At 72.4% G+C, this 12,829-nt stretch carries 13 protein-coding genes; 4 read left to right on the top strand and 9 right to left on the bottom strand.

Annotation, left to right across the window (positions count from 1 at the left end):
* Nucleotides 1-157: 157 nt before the first annotated feature.
* From BUS84_RS25700 to pdxH, 4 genes are read right to left on the bottom strand one after another with little or no spacing between them, the layout of a single operon-like run.
* Entirely contained in the window at nt 158-760 is a 603-nt protein-coding gene (locus BUS84_RS25700; protein ID WP_074316266.1) for a nitroreductase family protein, read from the bottom strand.
* 23 nt (nt 761-783) lie between these two features.
* Nucleotides 784-1,713, bottom strand: a complete 930-nt coding sequence (locus tag BUS84_RS25695) for an aldose 1-epimerase family protein (protein WP_074316264.1) — start codon at nt 1,711-1,713, stop codon at nt 784-786.
* Nucleotides 1,714-1,731: 18 nt separating this feature from the next.
* A complete protein-coding gene (locus BUS84_RS25690; protein WP_074316262.1) occupies nt 1,732-3,027 on the bottom strand; it encodes an MFS transporter in 1,296 nt (431 codons plus the stop codon).
* Complete coding sequence (pdxH, locus tag BUS84_RS25685; RefSeq protein WP_084757593.1) at nt 3,024-3,686, bottom strand: pyridoxamine 5'-phosphate oxidase; 663 nt, start codon at nt 3,684-3,686, stop codon at nt 3,024-3,026. The genes BUS84_RS25690 and pdxH overlap by 4 nt, the downstream gene beginning before the upstream one ends.
* A 280-nt stretch (nt 3,687-3,966) precedes the next feature.
* On the opposite strand from pdxH, the gene BUS84_RS25680 reads away from it, so the two are divergent.
* From BUS84_RS25680 to sepH, 3 genes are all read left to right on the top strand, one after another.
* Nucleotides 3,967-5,073, top strand: a complete 1,107-nt coding sequence (locus tag BUS84_RS25680) for a citrate synthase 2 (RefSeq protein WP_074316259.1) — start codon at nt 3,967-3,969, stop codon at nt 5,071-5,073.
* Nucleotides 5,074-5,342: 269 nt separating this feature from the next.
* Nucleotides 5,343-6,470 carry a phosphoserine transaminase gene (gene serC / locus BUS84_RS25675; RefSeq protein WP_074316257.1) on the top strand — a complete coding sequence of 376 codons (1,128 nt, stop codon included), beginning with the start codon at nt 5,343-5,345 and terminating at the stop codon, nt 6,468-6,470.
* Nucleotides 6,471-6,655: 185 nt separating this feature from the next.
* On the top strand, nt 6,656-7,735 hold the full coding sequence (gene sepH / locus BUS84_RS25670; RefSeq protein ID WP_074316255.1) for a septation protein SepH: 1,080 nt from the start codon (nt 6,656-6,658) through the stop codon (nt 7,733-7,735).
* Nucleotides 7,736-7,813: 78 nt separating this feature from the next.
* Here sepH and thpR read toward each other — a convergent pair whose 3' ends face one another.
* From thpR to BUS84_RS25645, 5 genes are all read right to left on the bottom strand, one after another.
* Complete coding sequence (thpR, locus tag BUS84_RS25665) at nt 7,814-8,392, bottom strand: RNA 2',3'-cyclic phosphodiesterase (RefSeq protein WP_074316254.1); 579 nt, start codon at nt 8,390-8,392, stop codon at nt 7,814-7,816.
* Between the two features lie 11 nt (nt 8,393-8,403).
* Nucleotides 8,404-8,913, bottom strand: a complete 510-nt coding sequence (locus BUS84_RS25660) for a hypothetical protein (protein ID WP_074316252.1) — start codon at nt 8,911-8,913, stop codon at nt 8,404-8,406.
* 158 nt (nt 8,914-9,071) lie between these two features.
* Complete coding sequence (locus tag BUS84_RS25655) at nt 9,072-10,355, bottom strand: MFS transporter (protein WP_074316250.1); 1,284 nt, start codon at nt 10,353-10,355, stop codon at nt 9,072-9,074.
* A gap of 71 nt (nt 10,356-10,426) precedes the next feature.
* Nucleotides 10,427-10,876 (bottom strand): MarR family winged helix-turn-helix transcriptional regulator, encoded by a 450-nt coding sequence (locus tag BUS84_RS25650; protein WP_208869731.1) that lies wholly within the window; start codon nt 10,874-10,876, stop codon nt 10,427-10,429.
* A 116-nt stretch (nt 10,877-10,992) separates the two neighbouring features.
* Entirely contained in the window at nt 10,993-12,471 is a 1,479-nt protein-coding gene (locus BUS84_RS25645; protein WP_074319111.1) for an NCS2 family permease, read from the bottom strand.
* An 88-nt stretch (nt 12,472-12,559) separates the two neighbouring features.
* Between BUS84_RS25645 and BUS84_RS25640 the strand changes: the two genes are divergently transcribed.
* Nucleotides 12,560-12,808, top strand: coding sequence for a DUF2530 domain-containing protein (locus BUS84_RS25640; RefSeq protein ID WP_074316247.1), 249 nt, complete (start codon nt 12,560-12,562; stop codon nt 12,806-12,808).
* The last annotated feature ends 21 nt before the right edge of the window (nt 12,809-12,829 follow it).

The raw sequence follows: 12,829 nt of genomic DNA, 5'->3' as shown, positions 1-12,829 counted from the left end.
GACCGACGGCGCCGAGCCGGGTCGCGGCGGGCACCGCGCGGTGCGGCACCGATGACGCGTGCCAGCCTAGCCGCCCAGCGCACACCACGTTCTGCTCCCTGATGTCAGTTTCGCTACCGCTCGTCCGATCTTCAACCGGACGAACGGGACGCCGCACTCAACTCCACCGGCCGCGCCGCACCACCTCGTCCACCGGACGACGCCCACGGCGCAGCGACGGTGACCGATGGTCGGGCGCGCGGTAACCGATTGTGACGGCACCGATGGGTCGGTAGTCCGTCGGCACGCCGAACGACTCCCGGTAAGCGGCCAACCGCTGCGGCGGGATGCCGAAGAAACACGCCCCCAGCCCCTCGTCCACCGCGGTGAGCAACATCAGCAGCGCGGCGAACCCGGTGTCGACGTACCAGTAGGGCACCGGCCAGCGATCGGTGGACCGGTCCGTCCAGCCCTTGTCCGGCTCCGCGTACCGCTGGAGGTAGGCCGACTCGTTGGCGTGCGGCACCACGATCAGCGGCGCCCGGCGCATCCCGGCCAGCCAACGCTCCCGCCCGCCACCGTCCGGCGTGGTGGCGGCCCAGAACCGCTCCCGGTCGGCCGCCTCCTCCAGCACCAGGAAGCCCCAGCCCTGCGCGAACCCGGCCGACGGGGCGCGTACCGCATGGTCGAGCAGCCGGTCCACCACGTCGGGCGGGACCGGGCGGTCCGGGTCGTAGTTGCGCACCATCCGCCGGTGCCGGACGACCTCGGCGAACTCCATCCCGCTCTCCCTGCCCGCCCGGCTCAGGCCCCGGGGCGGATGCCCCAGGCGCCCCGCCAGGTCGCGCCGGGCTTGAGCGTGAGCACGTCCTTGCCCGAGCGGAACGCGTCCGGCGGGCAGGTCATCGGCTCGATCGCCACCGAGCGGCGATGCCGTTCGCCGGTGAGCGCGTCCCCGGTGAACACCTGCCACCAGCCGAACTCCTGGTCCGCCCAGATGCTCACCCCGGACGAGCCGTCCGGCGCGGCCAGGCTCACCGACGAGCCACCGTCGGCGTCGGCGATCACCTGGCCGAAGCAGAGGTCCAACTGGGCGCGGCCGATCCGGCGCGGGCTGGTCCAGTCGTACTCGGTGCCCGCGACCGGGGTCGCGCCGACCGGCAGCAGCCGCCCGTCCACCAGCAGCCGGGTACGCGTCGGCAGCCGCATGACCAGGTCGTCCACCGCGACGCCCGGCAGTTGCAGGTACGGGTGCACGGAGAAGCCGAACGGCGCCACCTCACCGCCGGTGTTGGTCACCTCGTGCTCGGCGCGCAGCCCACCCGGGCCGATGCTCCACCGGCTGAGCAGCCGCAGCGGCCACGGGTAGCCGGGCTGCGGCGGCAGGTCGTAGCCGACCGTCACCGCGTCCACCGACTGCTCCAGCAGCCGCCACGGCACCCAGTTGACCAGCCCGTGGATGGCGACGTGCCGCTGCGGTTCGCTCAGCGGAAGCTGGTGCGTCCGGTCCCCGAACGAGTAGCGGCCGTCCCGGATCCGGTTCGGCCAGGGCGCCAGCACCTGCCCGGCGCAACCGGGGCAGACCTCGTCGGTCCGGTACCCGTCGAGCAGGTCGACACCGTCGTGCCGGTACGTCCGCAGCCCGCCGCCCACCTCCACGATGACGGCCTCGTGGCCGGCGGCGGAGATGGTCCACTGGGCGCCGGAGAAGGGGCGCTGGTCGGGGCTGTCCATGCCGGCGACCCTAACCGGTCACGTCCGGTCGCCGCTCGACGCCGCCGCCCGGTAGCGCAGCAGCGCCGGGAAGGCTGCCGCCAGCACGACCACGAGCACCGCCGAGGCGAGCCCGCCGGCCACCCACGCCACCCCGCCACCGAATCCGGCGGCCATCGTGCCGGCGCGCAGGTCGCCCAGGCGCGGCCCGCCGGCCACCACCACCGTGTTGACGCCCTGGAGTCGGCCGCGCATCCGGTCCGGCGCGTACACCAGCAGCATGGACTGCCGGAGCACCGCGCTGACCAGGTCGGCGGCGCCGGCCACGGCGAGGAGCAGGACCATCAGCCAGAGCTGGTGGGCGAGCCCGGCCGCGGCGATCGCGAGTCCCCAGGCGACCACCGCGACCACCAGGCCGAGCCCCTGCCGGCGGAGCCGACCGATCCAGCCGGAGGTGAGCCCACCGATCATCGACCCGATCGCGATGGCGGCGTAGAGCAGGCCGACCGCGCCACCGCCGCCGAACCGCTCGTGGGCGATCTCCGGGAAGAGCGCCCGCGGCATGGCCAGGATCATCGCGATCAGGTCCACCCCGAAGGAGAGCAGCAGCACCGGCGTGGTGGCCAGGTAGCGGAACCCGTCGATCACGCTCGCCAGGCCGGCGCGGCGGGGTTCGCCGTCGGCGGTCGGCTCGGGTGGCAGCGCAGGCAGTCGCAGTGCGGCCCAGAGCATGGCGGTGAACAGCACCGCGTCGACCCCGTACGCGATCGGCAGCACCACCGCCGTGTCCGGCGAGGCGGCGAGGATCAGGCCTGCGGCGAGCGGGCCGGCCACCGAGGCTGCGGTGAAGGTGGTGTAGTTCAGGGTGCTGGCGGCCGGCACCAGGTGGTCGGGAACCAGCCGGGGCAGCATCGCGCTGCGGGCCGGCGAGCTGATCGCGAACGCCACCGACTGCACCGCCATCAGCGCCAGCAGCAGCACCGGGCTGCCCACGTCCAGCAGCGCCTGGACCAGCAGCCCGAGGGTCGACGCCCAGAGCAGCACCGACCCGCCGAGCAGCACCACCCGGCGGTCGCGGGCGTCGGCGACCGCGCCACCCCAGAGCCCGAAGACCAGCAGCGGTACGAAGGCCGCCACGCCCAGCAGACCGACCCAGAACGAGTCGTTGGTCAGCGCGTACATCTCCACCGGCACGGCGACGGCGGTGAACTGGAAGCCGAACATCGCCACGGTGTTGCCGAGCCAGAGCCGCCGGTACGCCGGCACGCGAAGCGGACGCACGTCGATCGCCCAGCGGCGCGCTCCGCGCGGCCGGGTCTCCTGCACCTCCGTCACGGCGCCAACCGCTCGACGGTCCAGCTCTCGCTCTCGCCGCTCGGGCGGTCGTCGGGCGGGCCGTCGTCGGTACGGCGGAAGCGCAGCCGGTCGTGCAACCGACCGGCCCGGCCCTGCCAGAACTCCACCGAGTCGGGCCGGACCCGCAGCCCGCCCCAGTGCGGCGGGGTCGGGATCACGGGCTCGCCGTCGAACCGCTCGGCCGCCGCCCGGTAGCTCTCCTCCAGCGCCGCCCGGTCCGGCACGACCTGCGACTGGGGGCTGGCCCAGGCGCCCAGCTGGGAGCCGCGCGGGCGGCTGGCGAAGTACGCCTCGGTCACCGAGCGGTCGACCGGGGCGATCCGCCCGGTGACCACCACCTGACGCTGCATCGGGAACCAGGGGAAGACCAGGCTGGCGTACGGGTTGGCGGACGCCTCGACGCCCTTGCGCGAGAGGTGGTTGGTGAAGAAGACGAAGCCGTCCGGGTCGTACCCCTTCAGCAGCACCGTCCGCCCGCTCGGCCGGCCGGCGGCGTCGGCGGTGCCCACCACCATCGCGTTGGGTTCGGGTAGCCCGAAGGCCACCGCGTCGGCGAACCAGCGGTCGAACTGGGTGTGCCAGTCGGCGGCCAGGTCAGCCTCGGTCAGGCCCAGGTCCGCGGCGTACTCGTTACGCATCGCAGCCGGGGCGGGTGTGTCTCCCGTCACGTTCGCACTCCTTCTCGGCGGCCCCGCCGGCGCCCTCCCGCGCTGGCCAGCACGCACCGCCCAGTCTCACCGAGCGGCGCGGGAAATGCGCGTCCGGGGATGTCGTGTGCAGCACAGTGGCAGCGGGTCGCGTATCTGGTTACTCAGCAGGCAAGATGTTCCGAACACATCCCTGAGGGTCGCCTGAGGCGCTCGGCCGACCGGGCCGGATGAGCTGACCGGGCGCACCGACCAGATCCAGGAGAGCGACATGGCCGATTTCAAACCCGGACTGGAGGGCGTTGTCGCCTTCGAGACCGAGATCGCCGAACCTGACCGTGAGGGTGGTGCGCTGCGCTATCGCGGGGTCGACATCGAGGATCTGATCGGCCAGGTCTCGTTCGGCAACGTGTGGGCGCTGCTGGTCGACGGCCGATTCGGGCCGGGCCTGCCGCCGGCGGAGCCGTTCCCGGTGCCGGTGCACTCCGGCGACATCCGGGTGGACGTGCAGTCCGCGGTCGCCATGCTGGCCCCGTACTGGGGTCTGAGCCAGCTGCTGGACATCTCCGACGAGCAGGCCCGCGAGGACCTCGCCCGGGTCTCGGTGACCGCGCTCTCCTTCGTCGCCCAGTCCGCCCGGGGCCTCGGCCTGCCGGCGGTGCCGCAGAAGGAGATCGACAAGGCGCAGACCATCGTCGAGCGGTTCATGAAGCGCTGGCGGGGCGAGCCTGACCCGCGGCACGTCAAGGCCGTCGACGCGTACTTCATCTCGGCCGCCGAGCACGGCCTGAACGCCTCCACCTTCACCGCCCGCATCGTCGCCTCCACCGGGGCGGACGCGGCGGCCTGCATCTCGTCGGGCATCGGCGCGCTCTCCGGCCCGCTACACGGCGGCGCCCCGTCCCGGGTGCTCAGCATGCTGGAGGCGGTGGAGCGCAGCGGCGACGCGGAGGGCTACGTCAAGGGCGTGCTGGACCGCGGCGAGCGGCTGATGGGCTTCGGCCACCGGGTCTACCGGGCGGAGGACCCGCGCGCCCGAGTGCTCCGGCGTACCGCCAAGGAGCTGGGCGCGCCGCGCTTCGAGATCGCCGAGGCGCTGGAGAAGGCGGCTCTGGCCGAGTTGCAGGCCCGCCGCCCGGACCGGGTGCTGGCGACCAACGTCGAGTTCTGGTCGGCCGTCGTGCTGGACTTCGCCGAGGTGCCGGCGCACATGTTCACCTCCATGTTCACCTGCGCCCGGATGGGCGGCTGGAGCGCGCACATCCTGGAGCAGAAGCGCCTGCAGCGGCTGGTTCGCCCGTCCGCCCGCTACATCGGCCCGGCCAGCCGCAAGCCCAGCGAGGTCGAAGGCTGGAGCGCCATCCCCCACGGCGTCTGATCGGTAAGGAAGGGCCCCTTCTCCACGCCTCGTCTGTAGGAAGGGGCCCTTCCTGACCCCGGCCGGGCGGGCGGCGCCGGGTGTGGCGAAGGACTCAGACTCGCCCTCGGGACCCCGACCTCCACTGCCCGGGCCGGGTGCGAGGATGAGGGCCGGCAGTGTCGCCGGATCGCCGGTACGGATCCCGGCCCGCCGTGCGCCCACGTACGCGCCCGCCGCCGGTCCGCACCGGGCCCCGCCCTCGCCCATGCGGAAGGACCTTCAAGACCGTGGCTGACGCACCGCTCATCCGGATTCCCGACGAGATCAAGCCCGCCGACGGACGCTTCGGCTGCGGCCCGTCCAAGGTCCGTCCGGCGGCCGTGTCCGCCCTCGCCGAGGTCGCCACCAGCTACCTGGGCACCTCGCATCGGCAGAAGACGGTCCGCGACCAGGTGGCCCGGCTGCGCGCCGGTATCGCCGAGTTCTTCTCGCTGCCCGAGGGCTACGAGGTGGTGATCGGCAACGGCGGCACCACCGCGTTCTGGGAGGTCGCCACCTTCGGCCTCATCCGGGACCGGGCGCAGTTCGCCAGCTTCGGCGAGTTCGGCGCCAAGTTCGCCAAGTCGGTCAAGGACGCCCCGTTCCTGGGCGAGCCGACCATCCGCAAGGCCGACGCGGGCAGCGCGCCGACCCTGGTCGCCGAGGTCGGCGTGGACGTCTACGCGACGCCCCAGAACGAGACCTCGACCGGCGTGGCCGTGCCGATCAGCCGGGTGGCCGGGGCGGACGAGGGCGCGCTCCTGCTGGTCGACGCCACGTCCGGCGCCGGCGGCCTGGAGGTCAACGTCGGCGAGACCGACGTCTACTACTTCGCGCCGCAGAAGTGCTTCGGCTCGGACGGCGGTCTCTGGCTGGCCCTGATGTCGCCGGCCGCGCTGGACCGGGCCGCTGAGATCAGGGCCTCCGGGCGGTACATCCCGGCCTTCCTCGACCTGGTGACCGCGATCGACAATTCGCGGCTGCAGCAGACCTACAACACCCCGGCGCTGGCCACCATCTTCCTGGCCGCCGAGCAGACCGACTGGATGAACGCGCAGGGCGGGCTGGCCTGGGCCGCGAAGCGCACCGCGGAGAGCGCCGCGGCGGTGTACGGCTGGGCGGAACGGTCCACCGTGGCCAGCCCGTTCGTCAGCGACCCGGCGCTGCGGTCCAACGTGGTCGCCACCATCGACCTCGCCGACGAGGTGGACGCCACCGCCGTCACCAAGGCGCTGCGCGCCAACGGCATCGTGGACACCGAGCCGTACCGCAAGCTCGGTCGCAACCAACTGCGGGTGGCGCTGTTCCCGGCCATCGAGCCGGCCGACGTCGAGGCGTTGACCGCGTCCATCGACTACGTGGTCGAGCGCCTCTGAGGATCGTCACGGTCGGTGTCCGTCGGGGCCCCGGCGGACACCGACCGTGATCATCGTTGCAGCTCAGTCGCGACATGCGGGGTGTCGCTTCCCCCACCTCGAGACAGATGCGCGTACGGTGGTCCGAGACGCCTGGGTGGCCGACTCGTGGCGTGCGGCCAGCGAAGCGGGACGGAGGCAACGCTATGCGCCCAGTACGCTTCGTCGCCCTCTCCGAGGACGGCCATGCTCTGGTTCTCGCCGACGAGGTCGGGCGGCTGCTCGCCCTGCCGATCGACGAGCGGATCGCCGGCGCCCTGCACGCGGAGCCGGGCGCTCCGCCCCTCGCGGCCGCGCCGACCGCCGCCGACCCGATCCCCTCACTGTCCCCCCGGGACATCCAGGCCCGCATCCGCTCCGGTGAGTCCGCCGAGGACGTCGCACGGATCGCCGGCGTGCCGGTCGACCGGGTCCTGCGTTACGCCGGCCCGGTACTCCAGGAGCGGGCGATGCTCGCCCAGCATGCCCGCCGCACCCGGCTCAAGGGCGCGGAGAAGCCGACCCCGCTGGCCGAGGTGGTCAACGGCCGGCTGAGCCAGCACGGCATCGACACCGAGAAGATTTCCTGGGACGCATACCGCCGCGACGACGGCACCTGGCGGATCATCGCCACCTGGCCGTCCGGCAAGGCCACCGCTCAGGCGATCTGGGATCTCGACAAGACCCGGCAGGCGGTCACCCCGCACGACGACATGGCGCAGTACCTGTGCGCCGAGCGGCCCACGCCGATCCTCGGGCAGGAGCCTGCGCCGGAGCGGGGCGGGCACGCGCTGCCCGGTCCGTCGCGCGGCGAGCCGAGCCGCGGTGGGCACGGGTTGCCGGCAGCCTCGGAGCATCCGCGTCCTGGCCGGGACCCGATCCGGGCCGGGCGGGACGCACTGCTCGCCTCGCTGGACCGCCCGCTCGGCGCCTCGTCGGGCCGTGGCCTGGAGCCGCGTACCCCGGCCGCCCTGGCCGGGTCGGACGCGCCCCGGCAGCGGCCGGTCGGTGGTGGTGCCGCGGCACTGCTCGGCGGCGGCCAAGGGTCGGCGTTCGACGACGACTCGGACGCGCCCAAGGAGGTGCCGGCCGTGCCGTCGCTGGCGGTGCTGCGGCCCCGCCGGACGGGCGCCGCTGCGGCTGCCGGCGGCGAGTCCACCGATGCCAACGGCAAGCCGCGCAAGCGGCTGCCGAGCTGGGACGACGTGCTCTTCGGCAGCGGTCCCGCCGCGCGCGAGTCCTCCTGACGCTTCGCGTTGGCGGGTGGCGGTTCGCCACCCGTCAGCGCGAGGCACTGGTGGCACCACCGCCGGTTGCGAGCTGAGTCAGAGCGGCCAGGCGGCGAGGCGGTCGTAGCGCGGCCGGGGGCCGACGTGGCTGCTCACCAGCAGCAGCTCGGTCGCCGCCCACGGTGGGCCCTGGTAGTCGTCCAGAGTTGCCCGGTCGGCCTCGATGTCGGCCGGGTCCACCCGGTCGCCGGGCCGGGCGACGGTCAGGTGCGGGCGGAACGGCTTGTCGTCGTGCGGCAGCCGAGCGTGCCGCAGCCGGGACCGGATCAGCCTCGCCAGCACGTGCAGCGCCTCGACGTCGCCACGGAGATCCACCCAGAGCACGGTGAACCGCCCCCGGCCAAACCGGCCGCCCCCGCCGAGACTCAGCCGGGGCGAGGCGTCCCGGCCGTCACGGAACCACTCTGCGGCCAGCCCGAGTGCGCTCTCCATTTCGACCAGCCGAGCCGCCTCGACGTCACCGAGGAAGGCCAGGGTGAGGTGCAGGTGGGCCGGGTCGGCGAGTCGGACGTTGGTGCCGGCGGCTGCTGCCGCCCCGATCCGCAGCCGGGCGACCTGCGCGCCGAGGTGGGTGACCGCGTCGATGGGCGGATAGACCGCGACGAAGAGCCGCAACCGTCGACCGATCAGTGGTGCCGCTGCCGGTGCCCGGCTCGGGCCGCCGGCAGTGCCAGCCCGGCGGCGTGCAGCACACCTTCCACCCGGACTCGCTCGATTTCCTGGTCGACGCCGCTCAGCTCGGCGAGGTGTTCGGTGATGCCGAGGGCGCGGCAGGCCAGTCGGAGCCGGTCGTCGTACGCCTGGACCACCGCGCCGTGCCAGACCATCGACCGGCCGGTGCCGCCGAGCCGTTGGCCGCCGAGGCGCCGCAGGTCGGCGGCGAGCTGTTCCAGGGGCCGCCGGTCGGCCCGGTCAAACTCGCTGAGGTCGATGTCCCGGGTCAGGGCGTCGGCCTCGATGGCGCGGTCGAGACGGGCGATGGTCCGTCGTTCCCGTCGCCGGTCGCGCCACTCGGACCAGCCGCAGACCACCCGATCCATGATCTCGTCGGCGCAGAAGAGCAGAGCAAAGGCCGCCGGCAGGCTGGCCACGGCGAGGAACGCCAGGGCCAGCATGAGCGCGCGTCCGACGTCCACGTATCGACGCTAAGCCCCGTCGTGCCGGCCCGCCACCGAAATGGCCGCATCCGCGCCATCCGCTCAACACGACCCGCCCGGCTCGCGCCCGGGGGCCGGGCGTTAGGAAGGGCCCCTTGTTATGCAAAATCCGATAACAAGGGGCCCTTCCTGACACCTCAGCAGTCGGTGGAGGTCACGTAGAAGCGGGGCATCGGCAGCACCCGGAAGCGCAGCCGGGCGCCGGAGCGGCGCAGCTGCCAGGTGAGCGCGATCAACGCGGTGGCCAGCGAGATCAACCCGCCCATCCAGATGCTGGCGCCGGCGCCGAAGCGCTCCGCGATCCAGCCGATCAGCGGTGCGCCGACCGGGTTGGTACCCAGGAACACCAGGACCCACAGGGCCATCACCCGACCACGGAAGGCCGCGTCCACGCCCAGCTGGACCCGCTGGTTGGCGGCCTGAGCGAAGAAGACCATGAAGAAGCCGGTCGGCACGAGCAGGGTCACGACCAGCCAGTACGTCGACGCGAAGCCGACCAGGGTGCCGAAACTGGCGCAGGCGATCGCGGCACCGAGCACCAGCCAGACCGACGGGCGGCTACGCCGGCCGGTGCCGCTGAGCGCGCCGCCCAGCGCGCCGACCGCCAGCGCGGTGCTGAACAGGCCGAAGGAGGCGGCGCCGGTGTGGAAGACCGTCTTGGCCAGCGCGGCCAGCGTGAGCTGGAAGTTGAACAACGACATGCCGATCACCGACATCACCGCCATCGGCAGCAGGAGGTCCGGCCGGCGCCACACGTACCGCAGCCCGTCGACCACCCGGGCGGAGGCACGCTCGTCCCGCGGCAGCAGGGCGTCGCGGTGCAGCTCGGTCGTCCGCATCCGCACGACGTTGACCAGCGGCGCGATCGAGCTGAGCGCGGTGAAGAGGAAGACCGGCCCCACGTCGAAGGCGGCGATGGCCAGGCCGGCGACGGCCGGGCCGACGATCCGGGCGGAGTTGAAAACGGCCGCGTTCAGCGACAGCGCGTTGGGCAGCAGCGGCGTGCCGACCAGCTCGGAGACGAACGCCTGGCGGACCGGGGTCTCCACGGCGTTGGCCGTGCCGAGCAGCGCGGCGAAGGCGAACACGTGCCAGAGCTGCACCAGGTCGGTGAGGACCAGCAGGGACATGCCGAGCGCCAGCAGGGTCCAGAAGGCGTTGGCGGCGAAGAGCAGCACCCGCTTGTCGTACCGGTCGGCGAGCCGGCCGGAGAGCAGCGTGAGCAGCAGCACGGGGGTGAACTGGAGCGCGGTGACCACGCCGAGCGCGGTGGCCGAGTTGTCGGAGAGCTCGAGAACGAGCCAGTCCTGGGCGATGAACATCATCCAGACGCCGATCAGCTTGATCAGCTGGCCGGATGCGAAAAGCCGGTAGTTGCGAACCTGCAGGGACTGGAACATCGTGCTCAACTTGGCCCGCACTCTTGGTGCGCCTCCTCCGGACGTACGCGTCATCGACAGGTGACGGCACGGCCCGGTGGCGCGGGCGCGGCTCAGGCGCGAGCGAGCTGCTGAAGAAGCTGGGCGGCCCTCTGCAGGGTCTCCCGTTCGTCATCGTCGAGCGCGGCCAGCCGGTGGGCCAGCCACTCATCGCGGGCCCGCTCGAACTGGTCGAGCACGGCCTGCCCTCCTTCGGTCGCCGCGAGGATGACCTGCCGGCCGTCGGTCGGATGGGGGGTCCGCTGCACGAGGCCGCGGTCCTCCAACTTCGCGACGATCTTGGTCATCGTCGGTGGCTGCACCCGCTCCACGTCGGCCAGTTCCCGGGGCGTCAGCGCGCCCGCCAGCCGCAGGCTGGTGAGCGCGGAGACCTGGGTGACCGTGAGGTCGCCGACCGGTCGGGCCTGGCGGACCCGCCGGTTGAGTCGGGTGATCGCATCACGCAACTGGGGAGCCAGCTGCGCCGGTGGCACGCGTTCCGCCGTCACCGTCCGCTCCGTCACGATAGTTAGCTTAACTAATGAGCCTGGCTAACGACATCCGATATGACCAGGCTCACGAGGACGTTAGTGCTGTTCCGGGCGGGGAATCCGATTCGGATCCCGCGCCCGGACGTGCGTCAGAGCACCAGGGACTCGATCGGCCCGCGCAGGAAGTACAGCACGAACAACGCGGCGACCCCGTACAGCAGCGGGTGGACCTCCCGGGCCTTACCCCTGGCCAGCTTGACCACCACGAAGGTGATCAGGCCGGCGCCGATCCCGTTCGAGATCGAGTAGGTGAACGGCATCAGCACGATCGTGAGGAACGCCGGGATGGCGATCTCGTAGTCGGACCAGTCGATCGTCCGCACCGCGGTCATCATCAGGAAGCCGACCACCACCAGGGCCGTCGAGGCCGCCTCGAACGGCACGACCACCACCAGCGGCGCCAGGAACATCGCCAGCAGGAAGAGCACGCCGGTGACCAGGTTGGCCGCCCCGGTCCGGGCGCCCTCCGCGACACCGGCGGCACTCTCGATGTACGACGTGTTGCTGGAGGTGCTGGCCGCGCCGCCGGCCGCGGCGGCGATCGAGTCGACCAGCAGGATCTCCTTGGCCTTTGGCGGGGTGCCCCGCTCGTCGAGCAGGCCGCCCTCCTGGCCGACCGCCACCATCGTGCCCATGGTGTCGAAGAAGTCCGTGATGAGCAGGGTGAAGACGAACATCAGCACGACCAGCCAGCCGGCCCGGCCCCACGAGTCGAGCACGTTGAACTTGCCGAGCAACGACAGGTCCGGCAGGTCGACCACCGTCTTCGGCAGCTCCGGCACGTTCAGCGACCAGCCCTTGGGGTTCGGCTGACCGTTGACGAAGGACGGGCCGATGTTGCCGATCGCCTCGACGATCACGGCCAGCACGGTCGAGGCAAGGATGCCGATCAGGATCGCACCCTTCACCCGGCGGACCACCAGCACCAGGGTGAGCAGCAGACCCACCACGAAGACCAGAATCGGCCAGCTCACCAGCTTGCCACCGATGCCCAGGCCGACCGGGACGGTGGTGTTGGCGGCGTCCGGGATCCGCCGGACGAAGCCCGCGTCCACCAGACCGATGATGGTCAGGAAGAGGCCGATGCCCACCCCGATCGCGGTCTTCATCTGGGTCGGCACCGAGCGGAACACCGCGGTCCGCAGGCCGGTCAGCACCAGCACCGCGATGATCACACCTTCGATCACCACAAGGCCCATCGCGTCGGCCCAGGTCATCTCCGGCGCGATCTCGTACGCCACCAGCGCGTTGACGCCCAGACCGGCGGCGAGCGCCAGCGGGAACCGGCCCACCACACCCATCAGGATCGTCATCAGGCCGGCGACCAACGCGGTCGCCGCGGCCAGCGCGGGAATCGGAAGGGTCTTGCCGTCGCCGTCGACGGCGCCGCCCAGGATCAGCGGGTTGAGCACCACGATGTACGCCATCGTGAAGAAGGTCGCCAGGCCACCGCGTACCTCGCGGCTCAACGTCGAGCCACGGGCGGAAATCTCGAAGAACCGGTCGAAGCCGTTACGCGGATGAGCGGGGTCGGGTGGTGTGCCGTTCTCGGGCGGCGTTACTGCCATCAGGTCCTCGCAGGTGATCTTCCGGTTGTCGCGCGCATCGTCCCAGATCACCGGCGGGCAGGGGAAGTTGATCGCGTACGCTTGCCGGGTGCCGAACGAGCAGCCTCCGCGGCCCGAGCCGCTGGACCCGCCGATGGTGCCGTTCGCCGTCGCCGGGCTGATCGGGTGGGCAGTGGCCGGGCTGGTCCTGTTGATCTTCTTCCGGGGCTGGCTGACCGAGCACGATCACGAGAACTGGCTCTGGACCTGCCTGGCCGGATTCCTGTGGGGCTTCCCCGGCCTCGCCGTGATGATGCGGCACGACGCCAACCGACGCCGCCGCCGCCGCGCGAGCTGACCCAGCCGGGCGCGCCGGGAC

This window comes from Micromonospora cremea, from assembly GCF_900143515.1.
Classification (GTDB): Bacteria; Actinomycetota; Actinomycetes; order Mycobacteriales; family Micromonosporaceae; genus Micromonospora; species Micromonospora cremea.
The sequence above is the reverse complement of the archived record's forward strand: the minus strand, read 5'-3'. Positions and strand labels throughout refer to the sequence as shown.